This window comes from Alloactinosynnema sp. L-07 (assembly GCF_900070365.1).
Lineage (GTDB): Bacteria > Actinomycetota > Actinomycetes > Mycobacteriales > Pseudonocardiaceae > Actinokineospora.
Genome location: NZ_LN850107.1, coordinates 3,486,927 through 3,510,211, shown reverse-complemented (window position 1 = coordinate 3,510,211; position 23,285 = coordinate 3,486,927). Strand labels below are relative to the sequence as shown.

Below are 23,285 nucleotides of genomic sequence, written 5' to 3'. Positions count from 1 at the left end.
TGAAACCCGCTCTCATGCGACAGCTATTGGTTCAGGGTATCGAGGATTTGCTGGCCGTACTTCGCCAGCTTGTTCTCGCCGATGCCGCTGATCGTGCCGAGATCGCCCAGCGTAGACGGCTTCTGGGTGGCGATCTGACGGAGGGTGGCGTCGTGGAAGATCACGTAGGCGGGGACGCCTTGTTCCTTTGCGGCCGCGGCTCGCCAGGCGCGGAGGAGGTCGAAGATGGGGGCGGCCTCGGCGGGCATGTCGACCGCCGCCGCCGCCGCAGGCTTGCGGGTGCGGGGTTGGCGGGTGCGTTCGGGTTCGCGGCGGAGCATGACGTCGCGGGTGCGGCCGAGGACTTCGTTGCTGGTCTCGGTCAGGGTGAGGACGCCGTAGTCGCCTTCGACGGCCAGGAGGCCTTGGGCGAGGAGTTGACGGACGACGCCGCGCCATTCGCTGTCGTTGAGTTCGGTGCCGATGCCGTAGACCTTGAGCTGGTCGTGGCGGAACTGGGTGATCTTCTCCGTCTGCTTGCCCAGCAGGATGTCGATCACCTGACCCGCGCCGAATTTCTGGCCGCGTTCGCGGTCGAGGCGGAAGACCGTCGACAGAAGCTTTTGGGCGGGGATGGTGCCGTCCCAGGACTCCGGCGGGGTGAGGCAGGTGTCGCAGTTGCCGCAGGCGGCGGCGTCCTGGCTGAAGTAGTTCAGCAACTGGACCCGCCTGCAGGACACCGTCTCGCACAACGCGAGCATCGCGTCGAGATGGGCGCTCAACCTGCGCCGATGAGCCAGATCGCCCTCGGATGAGTCGATCATCTTGCGCTGCTGCACGACATCGGCCAGGCCGTACGCGAGCCAGGCGGTCGATGGCTGGCCGTCGCGGCCGGCGCGGCCGGTCTCCTGGTAGTAGCCCTCGACGGACTTCGGCAGGTCGAGATGGGCCACGAACCGCACGTCCGGCTTGTCGATCCCCATCCCGAACGCGATCGTGGCGACCACGATCAGCCCGTCCTCCCGCAGGAACCTCGACTGGTTGCGCGCCCGGGTCCGCGCGTCGAGCCCCGCGTGATACGGCACGGCGGGGATTCCGTTCTGCGACAGGAATTCCGCCGTCTTCTCCACCGACGCGCGCGACAGGCAATAGACGATGCCCGCATCGCCCTTGTGCTCGCTTGTCAGCAGATCGAGGAGCTGTTTCTGGGCGCCGTTCTTGGGCACGATCCGGTACTGGATGTTCGGCCGATCGAAACTGGCCACGAAGTGCTTGGCATCCCCCAGATTCAACCGCTGCGCGATCTCGGTGTGCGTGGCCTTCGTGGCGGTCGCGGTGAGGGCGATGCGGGGGACGTCGGGCCAGCGTTCGTGCAGCTCGGACAGGGCCAGGTAGTCCGGCCGGAAGTCATGTCCCCACTGCGACACACAATGCGCTTCATCAATGGCGAACAGCGCGATCGTCCCGCGCTCCAGCAACCGCGTGGTCGCCTCGACCCGCAGCCGTTCGGGGGCGAGGTAGAGCAGGTCCAACTCGCCGTCGAGGAACGCCTCTTCTACCTCCCGCCGCTCCTCATACCCCTGGGTCGAGTTGAGGAACCCCGCGCGAACCCCCAACGCCCGTAGTGCGTCGACCTGGTCCTGCATGAGCGCGATCAAGGGCGAGATCACCACGCCTACGCCGTCCCGCACCAACGCGGGGATTTGATAGCACAATGACTTGCCGCCACCGGTCGGCATCAGCACGAGGGCGTCGCCACCGCTGACGACCTGCTCGATGATCTCCGCTTGGTCACCGCGGAAGGCGTCGTAGCCGAAGACTCGGCGGAGGACTTCGAGGGCGGGTGTGAGTGTCTCGGCGGAAGTCACGCCCGCGATCCTACGAGGTCCCCACCCACCACGACGGCAGGCGCGGCCTGCCTGTGGACAAGTGCTCGGCACGCACCGTGCATAGGATGCCTCCGTGCAGCAGCCCTCCGACCTCGAGACGGTCCGCGAGTCCTACGACCGGGTCGCCGATGCCTACGTGGAACTCGGCGTGGGCCGGTTGGAGGCGGTGCCGTGGCTACGGGCCGTGCTCGCCGCATTCGCCGAGTCCGTCCGCGGCCTTGGCCCGGTCTTGGACGTCGGCTGCGGCCCCGGCAACGTCACCGCGCACCTCACCGAACTCGGTCTGGACGCCTCGGGCGTCGACCTGTCGCCGCGGATGGTCGAACACGCCCGCAGACAGTACCCCGACCTGCGGTTCTCCGTCGCCTCGGCGACTGAGCTCGACCTCGCGCCTGCTTCGCTCGGCGGCGTGCTCGGCTGGTGGTCGCTGTTCAACCTGCCGCGGGCGGCGCTGCCGGGCGTGCTGCGGACTTTCGCCGAGGCGCTCGTCCCCGGCGGTCAGGCGTTGATCGGCACGCATGTCGGCGACGGCGACGTCCCGCGGACTGAGGGGTACGGTGGCCTTCCGGTGTCCTGGACGACCCACCTGTACCGCCCCGAGGAGCTGGCCGGGATGCTGGTCGACGCCGGTCTCGAGGTGATCGCCGAGCTGCGGCTGCCCGCGCAGCCGCCGTCGATGCGCCCGCAGGTACTGCTTGCCGCGCGGCGCCCGGCCTGACCCCGCGTCAGCCCAAGTCGCGGGCCAAGGCTCGGCCCGCGGCTCGGCCCGAGAAGACGCAGCCGCCCAGGAAGGTGCCTTCCAGTGCGTTGTAGCCGTGGACGCCGCCGCCCCCGAAGCCTGCGACCTCGCCCGCCGCGTAGAGGCCGTCGAAGGTCGATTCGTCTGGGCGGATGACCTGTGAGTCGAGGTTGGTTTCCAGGCCGCCCAACGTCTTGCGGGTCAGCAGGTTCAGGCGGACCGCAATGAGAGGACCGTGGGCCGGGTCTTGGAGTTTGTGCGGGCTTGCGATGCGCATGATCTTGTCCGACAGATAAGTCCGGCCGTTGCGGATCGCCATGATCTGCATGTCTTTCGAGAACGTGTTGTCCAGTTCCCGGTCTCGGGCGACGACCTCCCGCTCGACCTGAGCGAAGTCCACGCCACCTTCAAGCTCGTTCATACTGTCGACCAACTCACGCAGGGTCGGCCGGACGACGAAGTCGACACCGTGTTGTTTGAACGCCTCGACCGGGCCCGGGGCGCCTTTGCGGACTCGGCTCAGGAGCAGTTTCAGGTCCTTGCCGGTGATGTCCGGGTTCTGCTCGGAGCCCGACAGGGCGAACTCTTTCTCGATGATCGACTGCGTCAGGATGAACCAGGTGTGGTCGTGCCCGGTCGACAGAATGTGTTTCAACGTCGCGAGGCTGTCGAAGCCGGGGAACAGGGGGACCGGCAGGCGCTTGCCGGTCGCGTCGAGCCACAGTGAGGACGGGCCGGGCAGGATGCGGATGCCGTGGGACGGCCAGATCGGGTCCCAGTTCTGGATGCCCTCGGTGTAGTGCCACATCCGGTCGCGGTTGACGATGCTCGCCCCAGCCGACTCGGTGATCTCCAGCATCCGGCCGTCCACGTGGGCGGGCACGCCGGTGATCATGCGGGCCGGAGCGCGGCCGAACCGTTCCACCGGCCAGTTCTTGCGGACCAACTCCGGGTTGCCGCCGATGCCGCCCGAGGTCACCACGACGGCTTGGGCGCGCAGTTCGAACGACCCAACAGCTGTCCGGGACGAGGACACCCCGCGCGGTGTGTCCGAGGGTTCGAGGACGGTGCCTTGAACGCCTACGGCCGCGCCGTTCTCCATGATCAACGAGTCGACCTGGTGGCGGTGGCGGAAGGTGACCAGGCCGCGGGCGGCGGCCTCCATCACGGGCTCCAAGAACACCCGGACCACCTCGGGTCCCGTGCCCCAGGTCAGGTGGAATCGGGGCACCGAGTTGCCATGGCCCCACGCCAGGCCGCCGCCGCGTTCGGCCCAGCCGACGGTGGGCATGACGCGCAGACCCAAGGCGTGGAGGTAGGCGCGCTTCTCGCCCGCGGCGAAGTCGACGTAGGCGTGGGCCCACTGCCTTGGCCAGTGGTCTTCGCGGTCGCGGTCGAAACCGGCGCTGCCCAACCAGTCCTGCAGCGCCAGCTCGTGCGAGTCGTGGATGCGGAGGCGGCGCTGTTCTGGACTGTCCACAAGGAACAGACCACCGAGGGACCAGAACGCTTGGCCGCCAAGGTTCGCCGCGTTCTCCTGGTCGACGACCGTGACCCGCTTGCCTGCCTTGGTGAGCTCGTAGGTGGCGACCAGGCCTGCGAGACCGGCGCCGACCACGATGACGTCGGTCATGATTCCTCCACATCCATGACAACCGCGGTTTCCGAAGGGCGCAGACACAGATCGACGCTCCGGCTTGACACCGTCATGATTGCTCCTCGCTGTAAGCGCGGACGACGGTGGCGAACAGGCGGTGTCTGGCCGCTCGGATGCTCTCGTCGTCGGGGTCCATCAGGCATTGGGTGGCGGTCCCGTCGTGGACGGCGACCAGGGCCAGGCCGAAGGCACGGCGGTCGGGGACGACGCGGCCCGCGGTGGCCAGGGCGGGCTCCAGGATGGGCATGATCGTCTCCAGGATCGCGTCCTCCCTGGCCGCCATGACCCGCTTGAGCGCGGGGTTGCGCAGGGCGTGCGCGGTGAACTCGGCCGTGACGCGGTACCACTCGTCGTCCACTGGGATGGCCGCCAGGAGCTGTTCGATGGCGGCTTCCAAGGTCGGTGGCGTCTCGACGAGGGTGGCGCGCAGGTCGGCGAGCATCTCGGCGGATCGCTGTTCCCACATGGCCAGGAACAGCTCGTCCAGGGACACGAAGTTCGAGTAGAAGGCGCCGCGGGTGTAGCCGGCGCGGTCGCAGACCTGCTCGACCGTCGAGGCGCCGAATCCCTGCTCGGCGAAGACGGTCAGAGCGGCGTCGAGGAGCCGTTGGCGGGTTTGGGTCCGCCGCTTGGTGACGCGCTTGGTCTCCGACATGGCGGGCAGCCTAGCCGATACACCTCTGTATCCGATACATCCATGTATTCAAATGGACGTGCGGGGCGGCTGGGGGAGGCGCACTCTCTTGGGAGAGTCCCCGCCGTGCCACCGAGGAGGAACCCGATGACCGGTCTCCCCGAACCCTCCGTCCAGGAAGTCCAGCACGAACTCGACCGGGTCACCGAGTTCCTGGCCGACCGCTTCGGCACCATCGACCGGGCCACGGTGCGGCGGTTCGTGACGGACACCTACGACCAACTCGCACGGCAGGCCACCGTCCGTACGCACCTGATCGCACTGACCGAGCGCGCCGCCAGGGACCGGCTGCGGGACCACGCCGCTGAGTGAACCCCGGCGTACTGAGGGTGGAGGCGGCCAACAGGGTTGACATGACTACCTCCTCACCCGGAGGAATGCCCGGAATCGGACCGACCAAACCCGCACGGGTACCCGATGTCCCGGGCGGGTCACGCACCCGAGATCATCACCGCCATGACACGGGCGAGGGTGGGGATCGGCGGAGTCCGCGCGCTGTTGGTCAGCCTTGGGCTGGTTGCCCTCTCCGGGTGCGCGATACCGTCCGCGACCGGGACGACGCCGATGCCGGTGGACGAACGGGTGCCCGTGGGCACGCTCGACATGGCCGCCGCCCGCACCGCCCTTGACGGGCTGACCGTCGCCGTGCCGGGAAGGATGGGTGGCTACGAGCGCGACTGCGACAAGGGTGCCCAGTGTGTGTTCGGCAGGCCATGGCAGGACACCGACGGCGACGGCTGCGACCAGCGCTCCCAGGTGCTCGCACGCGACCTGGTCGACGTGGAGCGCAAACCGGGTAGGTGCGCGGTCACCGCCGGGACGCTGCACGACCCGTACACCGGCAAGACGGTCGACCGGGCCAAGGTCCAAATCGAACACGTCGTGCCACTGGCCGAGATGTGGCGCTCCGGCGCGGCCAAGTGGCCGATCGCCGACCGGGTCACCGCTGCCAACGACCTGGGCAACCTGATCGCGGTCGACGGCAAGACCAACCAGTCGCGCGGCGACAAGATCCCCGGCGGAATCGGCGCGCAGCACTGGTTGCCGCCGAACACCGGCTACCACTGCTCATTCGCGCGGATCTACGCCACGGTCAAGGGCCGCTACAAGCTCACGGTCACCGCTCCCGAACGGGCCGAGCTGATCAAAGCGCTGGAGACCTGTCCGGCCTGACGTGAGGCCGCCTGCTCCCCCACCTCAGGCGGCATCAGCGCGAGCAGGCCGATGGCCTCGGGTTCGTCGGGCATCAGTCCATTGTGGTCTCACGCGCGGGGCTTGGCGCGGACGTGCATGCGCTCGCCCTGTTTGCCGAAGAGGCTCAGGAGCTCGACGGGCCTGCCGTCCGCGCTCCCGAACCAGTGCGGCACCTTGGTGTCGAACTCGGCGGCCTCGCCGGGTCCGAGGACGACGTCGTGTTCGGCCAGGACGAGGCGCAGCCTGCCGTCGAGCACGTACAGCCACTCGTAGCCCTCGTGGGTGCGCGGTTCCGGCTCACCCCGGTCAGGGATGATCATCTTGTACGCCTGGATCGGGCTCGGACTCCTGGTCAGCGGGATGTACGTGCCGCCGCCGTGCATGCTCCGAGGGGTCAGCCGGACCCTTGGATCCCCGACCTCGGGCGCACCGACCAGATCGTCGAGGGGCACGTTGTACGCCCCGGCGAGCGGGAGCAGCAGCTCCAGGCTGGGCTTGCGCTGACCGGACTCCAGCCGCGACAGGGTGCTGGTGGAGATGCCGGTCGTCTCGGACAGGGCGGCCAGGGTGATGCCGCGCTTGGTGCGCAGCCGCTTGAGCCGGGGCGCGACCTCGTCGAGGACCTCTTGGTAGGGCGGTGGCTTGTCCATACCCGCCATTCCACCCGTTTGTCCCGGAATCGGCAACAAAGGTTGCCGTCTTCGCCCGCGTGCGGGCACCCTCGGTCGTATGAGCAACGGACACGGACACCACCACACCGACATCGACTGGGCGGTCATGGCCACCTGGCTGGAGGACAGCGGCGAACTGCAACTGCCCGCCCTCCGCGACACGGCGACCCGCCTCGCCGACCTACTGGACCCCAACCACAAGATCCGGCGCGTCCTGGACATCGGCAGCGGCCCCGGCGTGATGACCAGCGTGCTGGCCGATGCCTTCCCCGACGCCGAAGCGGTCGCCGTCGACGGTTCGCCGGAACTGCTGGACCGCGCACTGGCCCGCGCGGAGCGACTCGGCCTCGGCGGCCGGGTCACTGTCAGGCATGCGGAACTGCCAGAAGGTCTCGACGGTATCGGCCAGGCGGACCTGATCTGGAGCAGCCGCGCGGTACACCACCTCGGCGACCAGCAGGCCGCGCTGACCGCGCTCGCCGAGGTGCTGCGGCCCGGCGGTCTGCTCGCAGTGGCCGAGGGCGGTCTGCCGATGCGCTTCCTCCCCCGCGACATCAACATCGGCAGGCCAGGCCTCCAGGCCCGACTCGACGTCGCCCAAGAGGAGTGGTTCGAGGTCATGCGGACCGAACTGCCCGGCAGCACCCCCGTGGTCGAGGACTGGACCGCGATGCTCAGCCGCGCCGGCCTGACCCACGTCGGCAGCTTCACGTCGCTACTGGACCTGCCCGCGCCCCTGGGGGAGACAGGCCGCGCCTACCTCCACGCCCACCTGTCCCGGATCCGACACACGGTGACCGACGCCTTGGACACACAGGACCGCGACACCCTCGACGCGTTGCTCGACCCCGACTCCCCGGAGAGCATCCTGCGGCGACCCGACGCTTTCATCCTGTCCGCCACCACGGTCTTCACCGGCACCCGCACCGACGCCTAGCGCGCGAAGTGATACCTGCCGGGTTGTGGGCCTGTCGATGACGGCGCCGGAGCCGCACCAACAACGCTGTACCCAACCACCTGAGCGGCATCGGCAGCAAAGCCGCACGGACCCACAAAGCAGCATCGGGTGAAACTGGGCGTTCTCGCTTTGTCTGGGGGGACGACGGCCCTAAGCTGCTTGGCGTGTGGGGTGCCTTATCCGCCACCGCTTTTTCCCCACAGGGCCGTCGTAGGGGCCCCAGGCAAAGCGAGAACGCCCAGTTTCACCCGATGGTGCGGCCGAACCACGGTCGCCGCGCATCGCCCACCATCGATGGTGCGGCCTCAACCACCCTCGCCGCGCATCGCCCGGCGAATCTCCTCCAGCTTGCTCTTCCCCGCCTTCTCCCGTTCAGCCAGCTGTTCCTCAACCGACTTAGCCTCAGGCAGCTCACCCGCGAGTTCAGTCGCGCCCGCCGAGCCGGCGAGCTTCCCCTCAACCCGCTCCCGGACATAGTCAAACGTCGGCACCCCACCACCGGTGTAGTCGGTCTCGATGGGTTCCTGTGGCGCGGTCATCGTCGGGCTCCGTTCGGTCGTTGCCACCATTGTCCTGACGAACACGTCTCGCCGCAGAAGGTCATGCTCAGTCTCGCGACGGACCAGGACTCGGGTCGAGCCGTCGCACACTCCAATGATCGGCGGTCGCCCCACCTGGTTGTAGTTGGCGGCCATCGCGTGGTGATAAGCCCCGGTCACAGGCACCGCCAGCAGATCGCCCGAGTGGATATCCGCTGGTAGCGGCACGTCCTCGGCCACAATGTCGCCCGCCTCGCAATGCCTGCCCACCACCGTCATCCGGCGGCGCACGGCCTTGGTGGTCCGGCCGACGAGTCGTACGGCGTACCGGACGCCGTACAGAGCGGGCCGAGGGTTGTCGCTCATCCCGCCGTCGACAGCGACGAACCGATCCTTGACCGACACCACCCGATACAGCGTGACCCCGGCGGTGGCGACCAGCGACCGCCCCGGCTCGACCGCCAGCCGCGGAACCGGGACCCGCCTGCCCGCGCACTCGTCGGTCACGGCCGTCCGCAGACGGGTGGCAAACCCCAGCAGGTCGAAATCCGCCTCACCCGGCAGATACGGCACCGCGAACCCGCCACCGAGATCGAGTTGGGGGACGGTCACCTGGTACCGGGCCCACAGGTCCGCGATCAGGCCGACCATCCGGCGGGCGGCGTCCTCATAGGCCGCCACCCGCCGGACCTGGGAACCCAGGTGGCAGTGCAGCCCCGCGAAGCGCAGCCCCGGCTGGGCCAGCACCTGGCCGACCGCCGTCGCCGCGGCCCCGGACGCCAGGGAGAGGCCGAACTTCTGGCCCTCCACCCCGGTCGCGATCGCCCGGTGGGTGTGCGCGTCGACGCCGGGCGTGACCCGCACGAGCACGTCCTGCCCGGTGGTCAGACCCGCCAGCCGGTCGATCTCGTCGGCCGAGTCGACCACGATCCGGCCGACCCCGTAGGACAGCGCGGCCTTGAGGTCGTCGTCGGTCTTCACGTTGCCGTGCAGCAGGATCCGCTCGGCCGGGAACCCGACGGCCCGCGCCACCGCCAGCTCACCGGCCGAGCAGACGTCGAGGGACAGCCCTTCCTCGTCGGCCCAGCGGAACGCCGCCGCGCAGGGCAGGGCTTTGCCCGCGTACACGATCTCCACGCCGTCGAGGGTCCGGTGGAACCGGCGCGCGCGGCGCCGGATCTCGGCCTCGGCCAACACCTGGCACGGGGTGCCGAAGCGGGCCGCGACCTCGGTCATGGCCACGCCGCCGACGGTCACGTCACCGCCATCGACCACCCGGGTTCCCGCGGGCCACAGGTCCTCCTCCAGGGGCGGCGCACCGGCCAGGCCGATGCTGGGCACCAACTCCGCGAGCGTCACGGCTCCTCCACATCCGCGACAACCGCTGCTCCGCCAGGGCGCACGCCCCGATCAACGCTTCGGTTTGACACGATCATTGAAACTCCTCGTTCGGTTACTTCGAGGAGACGCCGGAACGGTGCCGCTGTGGGGAATCCAGACGCGGTCTTGACGCGTCACGGCCCGATCGTTGCGGCGTCCTGACGCTGTCCACAGTGGAGCATGGCGTGGGTCACATCCAGCCAAGGGTCAGCCGCGGCCGACCATCTCGTCGGCCCAGCGCGTCACGAAGTCGTGGTAGGCGGGGGCGTCGGGGGCGAAGTTGATCGCGTGACCGTAGCCGTGGTGGACATAGGCGCGCAATCGCGCGGCGGGCGAGTAGTACAGGGCCTCGGCGCCGCGCAGGCCCTCGGCGCTGGAGCAGTCGGTGCCGAGCAGGCCGCAGAAGGCCGGGTCGTCGCCGAGGGCGAGCAGTACCGGCACGTCGATGAGCCGGGTGTAAGGGATCACCGCGCCGATCAGCGCGCCGTCGAGGACCTCGCCGGGGGCGACCACGTCCTTGGTCGTCTCGTCGGTCCCGGTGACACCGGTGTCCCTGGGGCCGGGGCTGTGGAAGGAGGTGTAGCGGGTGCCCGCGCGGGTGGTCAGGTAGCCGATGTCGAGGCCGAGGCCTGCGAACTTGCTGTCGAGGGCGGCTGGGATGAGTGAGCTGAACAGCGGCAGCGTGCCCAGCACGCTGAGCCGGTGGGCCATTCCGGTGATCAGCACGCCGTCGACGTCGTGGTAGGTGCCCGCCTCCATCATCGCGATGGCCGAGCCGAGCGAGTGCCCGCCGAGGATCACCTTGTCGAACGCCGGGCCGAACGTGCCCGCGCGCAGCTTCCGCACGACCTGGTGGATCGCGTCGGCCTGGCCGATCGCGGTCACGGTGGCGCTGAGCGGCTTCGAGCTGCGCCCGGAGCCGAGCCGGTCGACGGTCAGCGTGGCGTAGCCCGCGTGGTTGGCCGCGAGGCGGAACGACCGGGTTGCCGCGTCGTAGGGGGAGTCCCAGTACGTGCTGTTGTAGGTCCCGCCGGGGATGAGCACCTGCACGGTCCGCGCGCCGTCGGGGACGCAGAGCTTGCCGTACATGGTCTGCGGTAGGCCCGCCAGGGTGACCGGCATGTCCAGCTCCCGGCAGGTGATCTCACTGGCCTGCGACTGCGCGGCGGGCAGCAGCACGCTCAGGCCGAGTGCGGCGACGCCGATCGCGCAGGCGCGGCGAATCCGCTTGAGTCCACTGTGGAACACGGTAAGAACCTCCAAATAGGACTAGTATCCGCACGGCGCTAGTGGGGGAACGGTCGTCATGGGCAGGCGGCTGGGGAACGCTGTCGAGGTCACCTTCACCACGACCGGACTATCTGGGCATGGTCGTCATGGGCAGGCGGCTGGGGTACGCCGTCGAGGTCACCTTCACCACGACCGGCTTGCCCGGCACCGGGACCAAGTCCCAGCGGGCGGCGACGGTGGCCACCACGGCGATGATCTCGGTCAGCGCGAACGAGTTCCCGATGCACTGGCGGGTGCCCGCGCCGAACGGGATGTAGGCGCCCTTGGGCAGCGCCGCGGACCGCTCGGGGGTCCAGCGGTCGGGGTCGAACCGCATCGGGTTGGCGTAGGAGTGTGGGTCGTGGTGCAGCGCGTGCGGACTGACGATCACCTCGTCGCCCGCGGTCAGGCGCACGTCTCCCAGGTCGACCTCGGTGGTGGCGCGTCGCATCAGAATCCACAGTGGATACTTGCGCAGGGTCTCGTCGACCACTCGGCGCGTGTATTCCAGCTTGGGGACATCGTCGAAGGTGATCGTCCGTCCTGAGAGGACCTCGTCCACCTCCGCGTGCACCCGCTGTCGCACCTCCGCGTCGCGGCCGAGTTCGTGGAAGATCCAGGCCAGGGCCAGCGCGCTGGTCTCGATGCCCGCGCTGAGCAACGTGATGACCTCGTCGTGGACCTGCTCGTCGTCCATGCCTGCACCGGTCTCGTCCCGCGCGAGCAGGAGTCTGGACAGCAGGTCGCCGCGGTCGACCCCCGTGGCGCGGCGCTGGGCGATCAGGTCGAGCACGATGGCGCGCATGCGCGCGGTGGCCTCGTCGAACCGGCGGTTGACCGGGATCGGCAGCCGCTCCAGCAGACTGGGGGACAACACGCGCAGCATCCCGTATTTGATGACAAGGGGAATCGACCGGCGCGCTTCCTCGATGGCGGCGCGGCCGAGTCCGGCGGAGAACAGCGTCTCGCCGACGATGGTCACAGCCACCGCTTGCATGTCCTGGTCGACCTCACGGACCGCGCCCGGCTCCCAGGAGTCGGTCAGGTCTGTCGTCGCGCGCACCATCGTCTCCGGGTAGCGCGCGAGTTCGTCGCGGTGGAACGACGGCTGCATCAGCCTGCGCTGTCTGCGGTGGAACGCGCCGGAGGACAACACGAGACCATTTCCCACGTAGGCGCGGAACTTGTCGAACATCGCGCCCTTCTCGAACGCGGCGCCCTCGGTCACCAGGACCCGGTGGGCCAGTTCGGGAGTGGTCACGACATGGGCGGGCATCGGCCCGAGATCGATGCGCACGACATCGCCGTACTGGCGCAGCGACGACGTGAAACCCAAGCGGTGTCGCAAAATCGCCGGGGTGTGACCGAGAACGGGCCAGCGGCCGGGGGCGACCGGGACGGTCATCCGAGCTCCTGGGTCCGAGAAAAGGGAGGCCCCACCTTAGAACCGTTCGGTAGCGCACCAAAGCCCCCGAATGGGTTAGGGATGATCACTCTGTCGGGTGGACTTGGACTCGGCCGGAAAGCGGTACTCTGCTGGCCTCTCCCCAGAAACTCCGTCGAAGAGGGTGTTCGCCGTGAACCTGTCTGAGTGGCAGGGTTGGGTCCCGTCGAGCGTCGATGTGTCGGTGCCGAGCATTGCTCGCGCGTACGACTATCTGCTCGGCGGCGCGCACAACTTCGAGGCCGACCGCGAGCTGAGCCGCAAGGCCGAGCAGATGCTGCCCGGCCTGCGCCAGCTCGTTCGGATGAACCGCGCGTTCCTTGGCCGCGCGGTCCGGTTCATGATCAGCCAAGGTGTCCGGCAGTTCCTCGATGTCGGCGCGGGCATCCCGACCGTGGGCAGCGTGCACCAGGTCGCCCACGGCGAGGACCCGACGTGCCGCGTGGTCTACGTCGACCGTGACCCGGTGGCCGTCGCGCACAGCGAACTGATGCTGGCCGACCAGGACCAGGTCGCCATCGTCCGCGCTGACATCCGGGACCCGGAGGGCATCTTCGACAGCCCGGAGGCCCGCCGCCTGCTCGACCTCGACGAGCCGGTCGGCGTGCTGATGCTCTTCATGCTGCACTGGGTCCCCGATGACTGGGACCCGATCGGCCTGTTGGCCAAGTACAACGAGCGCCTCGCCCCCGGTAGCATGCTGGCGATCACCCACGCCAGCGCCGACCGCAAGACCGAGGAGATCACCAAGGTGGCGGGCCTGGTCGAGCAGAGCAAGAGCCGCGACCTGGTCCAGCTGCGTTCGCACGCCGAGATCGAGCCGCTGTTCGCCGGATTCGAGCTGGTCGAACCCGGGCTGGTCGGGTGCGGGCTGTGGCGACCGTCCGGGGCGGGCGACATCGCGGGCGAGGCCGACATGAACTCCCAGTTCTACGCGGGAGTGGGCCGCAAAATCTGAATAGGCGCTGAGGAAGGGATGCCGTGAACCGGCCCCTGGAGCGCGACGACCACTCGCCGCCGGACGACGGCGCGCGCGAGCGGTTGATCCTGACCAGGAAATGGGCGTACCTGCTCAGCGATGTCGGGTTCGTCCGGATCTCCCGCGAGGCGCTCGAACGCGAGCTGGCGGCGATGGTCGACGCGCTGTGCGCCGACGTCCGCGACCCGAACGACACCGGACGCGCGCGGGCGGCAGGCGCCCGGCTGGTCGAGTTGGAGGTCATCGGCGAGGGCACCCTTGAGCGCACGGTGGAGGTCCTCAGCCGGGGACTCTCGGCGCTGCCGGGGCTGGCGGGCGAGCGGATCGCGCTGTGCGTCGGCGCCCTGGCCTGTGGTTTCGCCGCGGCGAACCGGGACAGGACGCTGCTCCAGCAGGACAACATCAAGCTGTCGCTGCTCAAGGCGGTCCGCGACGCCAAGTGGCACCTGCGCGAGAGCGAGGCGCGCTTCGACGGCGTCGCAACGGCCTCGGCGAACGGCATCGTGATCACCGACCTCGACGGCGTCATCGTGCGCGTCAACGGCGCGATCGGCGAGATCGTCGGCCACGCCGCCGACGAGCTGACCGGCCAGGACTTCTTCGCCATCGTCCATCCCGACTTCGCGCCGATCCTGCGGGCGGACTACGCCGCCCTGTTGGCTGGCAAGCGTTTGCGGATCAAGCAGTCCCAGCAGTTGCTGCGCGCCGACGGTGACGTCGCCAGGGTCACGCTGACCGCGTCGCTGCTGCGCGGTGGCGACGGCGGCCCGCGCCAGTTCGTGACGGTGGTCGAGGACGGAACGGAACTGATGCTGCTGCAAAGCGAGTTGAGCCGCCAAGCGCTGCACGATGTGCTCACCGGTCTGCCCAACCGTCAGTTCTTCGACTCCCGCCTCGAAGGCGCGCTACAGCGGGCCGACCCGCGCCACGGGATCACGCTGATCCACCTCGGCCTCGACGCTGTGGCCGCGGTGGGCAACAGCCTGGGCAGGCGGGCCGCGGACCGGCTGCTGACCATGACCGCCCAGCGGCTCAGCGCGGTCGTCTTCGCCGAGAAGTCCATGGTCGCCAAGTTCGAGGGCGACGAGTTCGCGATCCTGCTGGAGAACTCCGCGACCACCCCCGACGTCGCCGCCACGGTGTCCGCGCTCACCGCCGAGCTGGCCGAAGTGACCTATGTGGACAGTGTGGGCGTTGCCGCGCCCGCCTGCTTCGGCGTGGTCCACCGCCCCCACCCCGACCTCGGTCCAGCCGAGGTCCTGCGCGCGGCCGATGTCGCCCTGCGCCGGGCACAACGCAGCGGGCCAGGTCAGTGGGAGCTCTACGACGTGGACCAGGACGCCGAGGACCGGAGCGCCTACGCCCTCGCCGCCGCCATGCCGGGCGCGTGGGAGACCGGTGAGCTGACGGTGCGCTACCGCCCGCTGGTGCGGCTCGCCGACGGCGCCACGGCGGGGGTCGAGGCCGGGCTGTGGTGGGACCATCCCGATCTTGGTCCACTTCCGCACGAGCGTTGCCTTGCCCTCGCCGAACAGACCGGCCTCGTCCTGTCGATGGGCGCGTGGGCCTTGGGCACGGCGGCCATCCGGGTGCGCTGGTGGCCGGGCCGCCGCGCCGGGCGCCCCCTGCTGGTCGGCCTCACCGCCCACCAGTCCGCCGACGCCGACCTGGTCGCCCGCGTCCGCGCCGCGCTGCACGAGAGCGGTCTGCGACCCGAGGACCTGCTGCTGGGCATGCCCACCCACGTAGTGGCCGCGGACCGGGGCGAGAGCGTCGCCAACCTGTCCGGCCTGTCCGACATCGGCGTGTCCCTGTTCCTCGACGGCTTCGGGGCCAGTCCCGGTGACCTGGCTTTGGTCGAGGACCACCCGGTCCACGCGGTCCGTGTCGCCCGCACCCTGGTCGCCCGGCAGGCCCGCTCGCCTGATTCGCCGGTGAGCGTCGCGTTGGCCGCGCTTCCGTCGCTTGTCCATGACGCGGGTGTCAAGGTCATCGTCGATGGCGTGGGTACGCCCGCTCAGGCTCAGTGGTGGCGGGCGGCGGGCGCCGACTTGGCCTTGGGCGACCACTTCGGTCGTTCGGCCACCGACCTCCCACAGCTCACAAGACCGTCAGATCCTTGATCGAGCCGAGAAAGTCGCGGGCGTCGAACACCGATCCTGGGGCCAGGACGCCGGTGCGGTCGGACTTCAGGACGCGCTCGGTGGCCTCCACCACCAGGGGAGCGCTGATCGCGTAGATGTCGCGGCCCGATGCGGTGATCCGGCGTTCCTGGCCTGCCTGGTGGACGACGATCTCGATCAGGAACGCCTGGTCCGAGCGGCCGCGTTCGTCGGTGGGCGCCGGTGGGGTCGCGCCCGCCAGGTCCTGGACCGCGTTGGCCGCCATGTAGGTGCTGATCACCGGCACGTCAAGGTGTCGGGAGACGACGATCGAGTCGGCCATCGTGAACTCCGCCTGCACAGGCACGCGGCCGATCGGCGGCGGGAACGTCCACTCCGTGCGGGTGGCCGTGTCCTCGCGCAGGGTCAGCCTGCCGTCGACCATGACCGGACGCCTGCCGTCGCGGCGCTGGCTGGACACCTGGCCGGAGGCCAGGGTGCCCCCGGTGGGGTGCCAGCTGCTGAGCCAGTAGGCCACGTCGATCCGGTCCGGCGTGGTCCAGTCGTCCAGGGCGGCGGTGGTCAGCAGGTCGCCGAGGCCGCCGAAGAACGCCATCGCGGGGATGACCGGGACGCCCGCCGCGACGGCCCGGTCGTGGTGGCCGTAGGCGTCGGCGACGGCTTCGAGTTCGGCGGCGACGTCGAGGTACGGGATGCCCGCCCGCAGCGCGGCGTCCACCACGGGAGTGGCTGTGGCGGCGAACGGGCCTGCCGCGTTGATCACCGCGGCCGACCCGGCCAGCGCCTTGTCCAGCGTTGCCGGGTCGTCCAGCGCGGCGGGCCGGACCTCGCCGCCGAGTGCGGCGAGCTTGTTCGGGTCGCGGCCGGACAGCACCGGGGTCAAACCCCGTTCGCGCAGCTCGGCGACGATGAAGCGTCCTGTGTGTCCGGAGGCGCCGTAAACGGTCACTGATGTCATGCACCTAGTTTCGACTCGATCGGGTGCCGAGTGTGAGTGGCTGGAACGCCACGTGCCGTACACTTCCGGCCATGAGATCGATCGCGCTGGCCGTCGTCGCCGGGGTGCCGCTGTACGAGCTGGCCGCCCCCAGCGATGTCTTCGGCGTCAATCGGCACTGGCTGGCCGACCCCTGGTACGACTTCACCGTGTGCACCCCCGACCGGGACCGCCTGTCGGCCTGGTACCCGCCGGGGAGCGTGCGCGGCTTGGACGATCTCGCCGCCGCCGACACCGTGGTCGTCCCCGCGGTCCCCGACGTCGACTCAGCCCCACCCGCCGACCTGGTCGACGCGGTCCGCGCCGCCCACGCCGCGGGAGCGCGCGTGGTCTCCCTGTGCACGGGCGCGTTCGTCCTGGCCGCCGCGGGCCTGCTCGACGACAAGCGGGCCACCACCCACTGGATCCACGCGCCCGTCCTGGCCGCGCGCCACCCGGCGGTGCAGGTGGACCCGAGCGTGCTCTACATCGACAACGGCACGATCCTCACCTCCGCGGGCAAAGCCGCCGCGATGGACCTCTGCCTGCACATAGTCCGCACCGACTACGGCGTCGCGGTGGCGAACGCGCTGGCCCGCGTCCTGATCGTGCCGCCGCACCGTTCCGGCGGGCAGGCCCAGTTCATCGCCAACCCGGTGCCTGAGGAGCGCGGCCATCCGCTGTCGGACCTGTTCGCCTGGCTGCTCGCCAACCTCGACCAGCCGCTGACGGTCGCCGACATGGCCCGTCGGATCCACTTGAGCGCGCGCAGCCTCACTCGCCACTTCGCCGCTGTCACCGGCACCTCACCCCTGCAATGGGTGCTGACGCAGCGCATCCACCGTGCGCAGGAGCTCCTGGAGACCACGGCGGACGGTGTGGACGCCATCGCCACCCGCACCGGCATGGGCACGGCCACCACCATGCGCCGCCACTTCCACCGCGCGGTCGGCGTCTCGCCGGACACCTACCGGCGCACGTTCGGGACCGCCAAACCTGTTCCCTAGAGCGGAGTCGGCCGGGCAAGGGCGCGACGGTTTCGGAGTGTCCCCACCCACAGAGCTGCACCAGACCGCCTGAGCAGCATCGGGTGAAACTGGGCGATCACGCTGTGTCTGGGGGGACGACGGCCCCTAAGCTGCTTGGCGTGTGGGGTGCCTTATCCGCCACCGCTTTTTCCCCACAGGGGCCGTCGTAGGGGCCCCGGGCACAGCGTGATCGCCCAGTTTCACCCGATGGTGCGGCCCCAAGCCTGACGAGCCCGGCCCCCGATGTCGATCTTGTGGGTTGGGCTGGGCCGTCTGGGTGGTTGGCCGGCGGGTTACGGGCGGGCAATGATCGCTTTGGGTGTTCGAGCGTGTGCACGGTGGTACGTTGCCCGCCGGGACCGCTCACTCGGGCGGGTGATCATCGGGAGTGGACGTGCCAGGCGAGCGGCGGCACCGCGGTGGATCTAGCTGAGCTGGCGGAGCGGTGGGCGGGGGCACTCAACCAGGATTCGGGGGTACGGGTCCGCGTCGGGCGTGAGCTGATCGGATCCGTGGAGCGACTCGTCGAGGTGCTTGGCGCCGAGCCGTTCGATTCGCACGCGGCCGCTGAGGTCGGTGCGCTGGTGGTTGAGGCGGGCTTGGTCGAGCCGAGCGATCTCGACGCCACCACGACTGTGTTGGTCCAGGGACTTTCCCGCGTCGTCGGGTTGGACGGGCGGGTCGAGTCGGTTCTGGCGGCGTTCGCGGCCGGGGTTCGGTTGGCCGCGGCGGAACACGCGTTGGCGACGAGTGAGGAGCAGTCGCGGCTGCTGTTCAGCCTCGCCGCGGTTGGGGTGTTGGTGACCGATCTCGACGGCACGGTGATCCAGGCGAACGGCGCGGCGCTGGCGATCCTGGGGCGCAAGGCGAATGGGATGCCGGGTACGCCGCTGGCCGATCTGCTGCACCCGCTGGACCGGGAGACAGTGCTGGCGGGCTACGCCGAACTGCTCGACTCGGATGAGGAATGGGGGCGGCCGAGGGAACGCACGCGGCTGATCCGGGCCGACGGGGACCTGGCCTGGGTGCACCTGGCGGTGCTGGTCCAGCGGGACCGGGCCGGGCGGCCGGACGCGGTGGTGACCCTGGCGCAGGACGTGTCGCACCTGCACCTGCTCGAACACCGGCTGGGCTACCAGGGCACCCACGACCCGCTCACCGGGCTGGCCAACCGGCACGCGTTCATCGGCAAGCTGGAGGAGGCCCTCGGCGGCACGGCGTCCGCCTCGGTGCTGCACCTCAACCTCGACGCGTTCTCGGTGATCAACCACGGGCTTGGCTGGACCGTAGGCGACGCGCTGTTACGCGCGGTCGCGGCCAAGCTGAACTCGGTGGTGGGCGACGCGGCGTGTGTGGCGCGGTTCGGCGCCGACGAGTTCGCGGTGTTGTTGCGGCGTGGGCGCGACGTCGCGGCGCTGGCGCAGCGGATCAACGTCGAGCTCGCCGAACCGACCTATGTGGACGGTCATGGGGTCGCGGCGTCGGCGACCATCGCCGTGGCCCGCGATGTCGAGCCCGGCGCCGACCCCGTGGAACTGTTATGCGCGACCGCGATCACGCTGCGCGCGTTGAAGTCCGGTGGTCGCGGTCAGTGGGGCCTGGTCGACCCGGTAGCCGATCAGGCCAGACGCGCCCAGCTGCGGCTCGCGGCCTCGGTGCCCGGCGCGTGGGGGAGCGGGCAGATCCAGGTGTGCTACCGGCCGATCATCGCCTTGGCCGACAACCGGACCGTCGCCATCCAGGCGTCGCTGCGGTGGCGGCATCCCGAAGTGGGCCTGCTCGACCACCGCGCGTGTCTGCGGGCCATCGCCGACACCGGGTTCGGCCCGCGGATCGGCCGCTGGCTGCTCGAAGAGGGCGCCCAGCAGGTCGCCGGTCACGACGCGGTACGGCTGTACCTGGAGCTGACCAAGGAAGAGGCGGTCGACCCCGATCTCGTCGCCTCGGTCCGCGGCGCGCTCGACGAGGCCGGGTTGGCGCCGTCGCGTCTGGATCTCGGGTTCCCGGTGCCTGCCCTGCACGCGCCGGACCGGCCCGCTGAGGACAACCTCGAAGTACTCGCGGGCCTCGGCGTGGGCATCATCCTCTACGGCTATGGCGCCGCGAGCCGCGATCTGACCTATTTGGACTCTATGCCGCTGCGCGCGGTGCGACTGGTCGGATCGGTGGCGACCTGGGTGTCGGAGAACGCCAAGTCCGGCCTGCCCGGGGTGCTGGCCGCCCGAGGGCTGGTGCCGCTCGTGCGCTCGTCCGGTCTGTCGATGATCGTCGGCGGGCTTAAGACGGCTCGGGAGGCGGCCTGGTGGGCCGAGGTCGGGGTGGACCTCGGCGAAGGCCCGCTGTTCGGTGAACCAACGACGCTGGACGAGATCACCCGCAGGTGACCCCGTCCAGCGTCGAAATGGTCTAGTTGATCAGGTACTCGATCGCTCGATCCATCACCTCGTTCAGCGAGACTCGGGCGAACGCGTCTAGTTGATCAGGTACTCGATGGCGCGGTCCATCACCTCGTTCCGCACGGCGGCGCCGCTGATGCCCTCGAAGCCGAATCCGAAGTAGAGGGTGTCGGCGGTGGCCACGACGGCGCCCTCGGGGAAGCCCGCGGCGGTGGCTCGGATGAAGTTGTTCGGGTTGGGGGCGCTGCCCGCGGCCGGGCCGGTCGCCGCCCAGCCGTCCAGGCCGGTCTCGAAGGAGGTCGTTCCCTCGCCGGTCGTCATGACGATGTCGTCGATGAAGGCGCCGAGGCCCTGGATCGACCAGTCACTGGCGTAGGCGATCGAGATCTCCACCGACTGACCCGCGTAGGCGGCCAGGTCGACATTCCACTGCTGCCAGCCGTGCGAACTGCCGGAGGACGAGTTCCACACGCCGCCCGCGCCGGTCGGCGAACAGGTGCCGTCCGGGTTGAGGGTCTGGTAGCGGTCGAGGTGCGGGTGCAGGTCGCGCCACCCGGCCAGGCAGCTCTCGCCCGGGTCCGCGGTGGTGTGGCCGTTGAGGTCGGGCAGCGTGGTCCAGTTGTCGCCGCCCGCCGTTCGGGCCTCGACGAACAGGTGGTCCCACGCGGGTTCGGTGTCGTACGACGTCCAGAACGAGAGTTGGGCGCCGCCCGCCGGGACGGCCAGGGTTCGGGTCAGCCGCTTGTAGGAGATGTCACCGATCTGGGAATAGACGTAGAAGTCGCCGGTGTGCGGGGCGAACGGACCGCCGGGGCGGTCCCAGCCCGCGGCCACGGTGCTCGCGAACTGCGGGTACTGGCCGACCGGGAGCAGGCCACTGGTGGTCAGGAACGACGCGGTGTGGTTCTGGTTCTGCGCGCTGTCGGCGCCGTTGAGGCTCAACGCGAGCCCGGTGTACGGGTCGGAGACGCCCTTGACGTCGAACGGATCGCCGGTGTCCGGATCGGTTCCGGCGTCCTCGTTGATCGTCGACGCGCCGAACCAGTACTCGATGACGTCGTTGATGTTGTCGCCCGCGCCGCTGAGCGGGCGGCAGCGGGCCTGGATCGCCGGGTCGGCGCGGCACTGGGCGTTCTCGAACGGGTCGTAGAGCATGGTGCCGTGGCCGGTGGCGTACTGGTGCCCGGCGAACTTGCCGGTGTAGAGCACCTTCCCGCCCTCGTTGAGGTAGTCGCGGATCTCGAACAGCTCGGTCTGGGCCAGGCTCGACGCGTTGCCCGGGCCCCATCCGAGTTCTCGGGTGATGACGTCGTTGCCGGTGTACCAGACGACGGCGTCGTAGTGGCTGAGCACGCCGAGCGCGTCCGGCGCGACGCGGCCGTTGGCGTCGACGTCGTACACGTCGTGGCTGATCCCCGAAGCGGTCAGCGCGTCGGTGTAGTACGACAGGAACTGCGGGCTCGTCACCCCGGGCATGGGCGGGGACGCGCCGGTGTAGTCCTCGGCCGCGAGCACGAGCACGCGGTCGCCGGTCTCGGCGACGGCCTGGTACTCGAACGACGGGCTGGTCGCGCCGCCGCCCTCGAACCACACCTTCACCTTGTCACCCGGACTCGTCCCGGTGACCTCGCCGCTGACCACGTGGTAGTAGTTCGCGTTGCCGACGCCGTAGCGCTCGCCGCCGGTCCACTCGGTCGTCGGCGCGCTGTGCGTGACGCCGTCGATCTCCCACTTCGCCGTGACGGCGCCGAGGGACTTCTTCGCCAGGACCCGCACCTGCTGCGGGTCGCCATAGGAGACGTCGAAGGTAAAGTCCATCATGGACAGTGGGCCGTTCTCCGGGTCGATGTCGGCCTGGTCGAGGTAGAACGGCGCGGCGGTGATGCCGACCGCGGACTTCGGGTTGGCCGGGTCGGGCGCCGAGCGGGCCAGCGACAGCGCGAACGGCAGTGTCCGCTGGAACTGGGCCTCCACGAGTGCCGGGTCGTCGGGGAACACGAAGCCGCAACCCTCGCAGCCCTCGCTGAGTTCCGGGGTGAACGCGACGGTTCCGGCGCTGGTGTCGGCGTAGTCGGTGGTCTCGCCGTTGGTCACGTACAGCTCGTCGGAGCTGATGCCGGGGTCGAACCCGGCGATCGCGGGGTTGGCGTCGGTGCCCGCCAGCGCCACGTAGATCGGGTTGTCCGCCTCGGGGGTGCCGGTCTGCCAGCCCTGCGGGTAGAGGATCCACTCGCCCGCCGAGTGCCAGTTGGACTGGAACTTCGGCTTGATCCGGTCCAGCAGCCCGGCCATGGCCCGGGTCTCGGGCTCGGAGGCCGCGTTCGCCCCGCGGTAGGTCTCACTGGACGTGGCCGACGACGACCCTTCGGCGTCGTAGTTCCAGTGCTCGTTGAAGTTGCGGTTCGGGTCGACGCCGTCACCGACGGTCGTCACGCCGTTGTTGTCGTTGTCCCTGAGGTTCTTGCGCCACAGCCGCTCGGCGTCGAACGAGTACTGGTAGCCGTCGGGGTTGGCCACCAGGATGAACCAGAGCTCGGTGTCCTTGAGCAGCCGCTTGATCTCGGGATCGTTGGCCTTGAATCGGTCGACGTAGTGGTTGAGCAGCCTGCGGTTGACCTCGGTGCTGATCCACTCCCGCGCGTGCTGTGTGGACGAATACAGCACCGCGGGCCGACTCCCGTCGGCGATTCCCGGCGCACCTTGGGTGACCTTGACCGCGATGATCTCGCGGCCCTGCCCGGTGTGCCCCAGCACTTCCAGCTTGACCAGGTTCCTATTGGCCCGCGCCAGCGCGTAGATCTGGTCGCGGATCCCGCCGGGCTCGTCGTAGGACCGCCACACGGTGAACCCGTTCGCCGCCTGCTCGGCGGCCAACTGCCGGGTGGACTTGCCGTCCTTGGTGCGCTTCACCTTGACGTCGAGCCCCCGCCCGACCAGCCGGTCACGCTCGCTGTCGGCCAGCACGACCTCGACTTCGACCTGGTCGCCCACTGTCCGCGCGGCCACCACGTCGAGGCCATCCCTGGCTAGCTCGCCCGCCGTCTCGGGGGACGTCAGGACGTTGTAGACCTCCAGCGATTCCGACGTGGGAGCGGCTTGGGCGGGCGGCATCACCACACCGGAGAACACCAGGGCGAGAGTGGACAGGATGACCGCGGTCCGCTTCATGGCGTCACCTTTCGACCGTGCGTGCTTAGCGCAAGTCCACGGCGGAGGCTACGCCCGCAGGCGGCCAGGTTTATGGGCCTTTGGACCCCATCTGGGTGCGGATTGAGTCACCGATTGACCAACACTGACGACATCACGTTTGCGCCATCTGGCGTATTTGCGACATCAGAGTGCGTCGTCAGAATGTGTCGCGTCGCGGGCG

General features: G+C 69.6%; 16 protein-coding genes and 1 pseudogene. 8 read left to right on the top strand and 9 right to left on the bottom strand.

Going from position 1 to position 23,285, the window contains the following annotated elements; all coding sequences use genetic code 11:
- Positions 1-23 precede the first annotated feature (23 nt).
- Positions 24-1,847: a DNA helicase RecQ gene (recQ, locus tag BN1701_RS15300; protein ID WP_082859866.1), complete on the bottom strand. Its 1,824-nt coding sequence runs from the start codon at positions 1,845-1,847 to the stop codon at positions 24-26.
- Between the two features lie 94 nt (positions 1,848-1,941).
- On the opposite strand from recQ, the gene BN1701_RS15295 reads away from it, so the two are divergent.
- Positions 1,942-2,586 carry a class I SAM-dependent methyltransferase gene (locus BN1701_RS15295; RefSeq protein WP_054049446.1) on the top strand — a complete coding sequence of 215 codons (645 nt, stop codon included), beginning with the start codon at positions 1,942-1,944 and terminating at the stop codon, positions 2,584-2,586.
- A gap of 7 nt (positions 2,587-2,593) precedes the next feature.
- Here the strand turns inward: BN1701_RS15295 and BN1701_RS15290 are convergent, their stop codons facing one another.
- Together BN1701_RS15290 and BN1701_RS15285 are read right to left on the bottom strand one after the other, a co-directional pair.
- Positions 2,594-4,240 (bottom strand): FAD-binding dehydrogenase, encoded by a 1,647-nt coding sequence (locus tag BN1701_RS15290; protein ID WP_054049445.1) that lies wholly within the window; start codon positions 4,238-4,240, stop codon positions 2,594-2,596.
- Between the two features lie 73 nt (positions 4,241-4,313).
- Positions 4,314-4,919 (bottom strand): TetR/AcrR family transcriptional regulator, encoded by a 606-nt coding sequence (locus BN1701_RS15285; RefSeq protein WP_054049443.1) that lies wholly within the window; start codon positions 4,917-4,919, stop codon positions 4,314-4,316.
- Positions 4,920-5,045: 126 nt separating this feature from the next.
- On the opposite strand from BN1701_RS15285, the gene BN1701_RS15280 reads away from it, so the two are divergent.
- Both BN1701_RS15280 and BN1701_RS15275 read left to right on the top strand, forming a co-directional pair.
- Positions 5,046-5,270: a three-helix bundle dimerization domain-containing protein gene (locus BN1701_RS15280; RefSeq protein WP_054049441.1), complete on the top strand. Its 225-nt coding sequence runs from the start codon at positions 5,046-5,048 to the stop codon at positions 5,268-5,270.
- 144 nt (positions 5,271-5,414) lie between these two features.
- On the top strand, positions 5,415-6,131 hold the full coding sequence (locus BN1701_RS15275) for an HNH endonuclease family protein (protein WP_197672100.1): 717 nt from the start codon (positions 5,415-5,417) through the stop codon (positions 6,129-6,131).
- 89 nt (positions 6,132-6,220) lie between these two features.
- On the opposite strand, the gene BN1701_RS15270 is transcribed toward BN1701_RS15275, so the two are convergent.
- Positions 6,221-6,802, bottom strand: a complete 582-nt coding sequence (locus tag BN1701_RS15270; RefSeq protein ID WP_054049436.1) for a helix-turn-helix domain-containing protein — start codon at positions 6,800-6,802, stop codon at positions 6,221-6,223.
- 79 nt (positions 6,803-6,881) lie between these two features.
- Here BN1701_RS15270 and BN1701_RS15265 point away from each other — a divergent pair, with 79 nt between their 5' ends.
- Complete coding sequence (locus BN1701_RS15265) at positions 6,882-7,760, top strand: trans-aconitate 2-methyltransferase (RefSeq protein WP_054049434.1); 879 nt, start codon at positions 6,882-6,884, stop codon at positions 7,758-7,760.
- Positions 7,761-8,362: 602 nt separating this feature from the next.
- Here BN1701_RS15265 and lysA read toward each other — a convergent pair.
- From lysA to BN1701_RS15250, 3 genes and pseudogenes are all read right to left on the bottom strand, one after another.
- Positions 8,363-9,679 (bottom strand): annotated as a pseudogene (lysA, locus tag BN1701_RS15260) (diaminopimelate decarboxylase); the annotation flags it as partial.
- A gap of 228 nt (positions 9,680-9,907) precedes the next feature.
- Complete coding sequence (locus BN1701_RS15255) at positions 9,908-10,948, bottom strand: alpha/beta hydrolase (protein ID WP_054049432.1); 1,041 nt, start codon at positions 10,946-10,948, stop codon at positions 9,908-9,910.
- A gap of 109 nt (positions 10,949-11,057) precedes the next feature.
- Positions 11,058-12,374 carry a cytochrome P450 gene (locus BN1701_RS15250; RefSeq protein WP_054049430.1) on the bottom strand — a complete coding sequence of 439 codons (1,317 nt, stop codon included), beginning with the start codon at positions 12,372-12,374 and terminating at the stop codon, positions 11,058-11,060.
- A gap of 178 nt (positions 12,375-12,552) precedes the next feature.
- Here BN1701_RS15250 and BN1701_RS15245 point away from each other — a divergent pair, with 178 nt between their 5' ends.
- Together BN1701_RS15245 and BN1701_RS15240 are read left to right on the top strand one after the other, a co-directional pair.
- Positions 12,553-13,371: an SAM-dependent methyltransferase gene (locus BN1701_RS15245; protein WP_067521213.1), complete on the top strand. Its 819-nt coding sequence runs from the start codon at positions 12,553-12,555 to the stop codon at positions 13,369-13,371.
- Between the two features lie 23 nt (positions 13,372-13,394).
- Complete coding sequence (locus BN1701_RS15240) at positions 13,395-15,515, top strand: bifunctional diguanylate cyclase/phosphodiesterase (protein WP_054049429.1); 2,121 nt, start codon at positions 13,395-13,397, stop codon at positions 15,513-15,515.
- Here the strand turns inward: BN1701_RS15240 and BN1701_RS15235 are convergent.
- Complete coding sequence (locus BN1701_RS15235; protein WP_054049427.1) at positions 15,493-16,473, bottom strand: trans-acting enoyl reductase family protein; 981 nt, start codon at positions 16,471-16,473, stop codon at positions 15,493-15,495. The genes BN1701_RS15240 and BN1701_RS15235 overlap by 23 nt on opposite strands.
- A gap of 71 nt (positions 16,474-16,544) precedes the next feature.
- Here BN1701_RS15235 and BN1701_RS15230 point away from each other — a divergent pair, with 71 nt between their 5' ends.
- Positions 16,545-17,498, top strand: a complete 954-nt coding sequence (locus tag BN1701_RS15230) for a GlxA family transcriptional regulator (RefSeq protein WP_054049425.1) — start codon at positions 16,545-16,547, stop codon at positions 17,496-17,498.
- A gap of 440 nt (positions 17,499-17,938) precedes the next feature.
- Entirely contained in the window at positions 17,939-19,903 is a 1,965-nt protein-coding gene (locus tag BN1701_RS15225; RefSeq protein ID WP_157368001.1) for an EAL domain-containing protein, read from the top strand.
- A gap of 87 nt (positions 19,904-19,990) precedes the next feature.
- On the opposite strand, the gene BN1701_RS15220 is transcribed toward BN1701_RS15225, so the two are convergent.
- A complete protein-coding gene (locus BN1701_RS15220; protein ID WP_054049421.1) occupies positions 19,991-23,083 on the bottom strand; it encodes a M14 family metallopeptidase in 3,093 nt (1,030 codons plus the stop codon).
- Between the last annotated feature and the right edge of the window lie 202 nt (positions 23,084-23,285).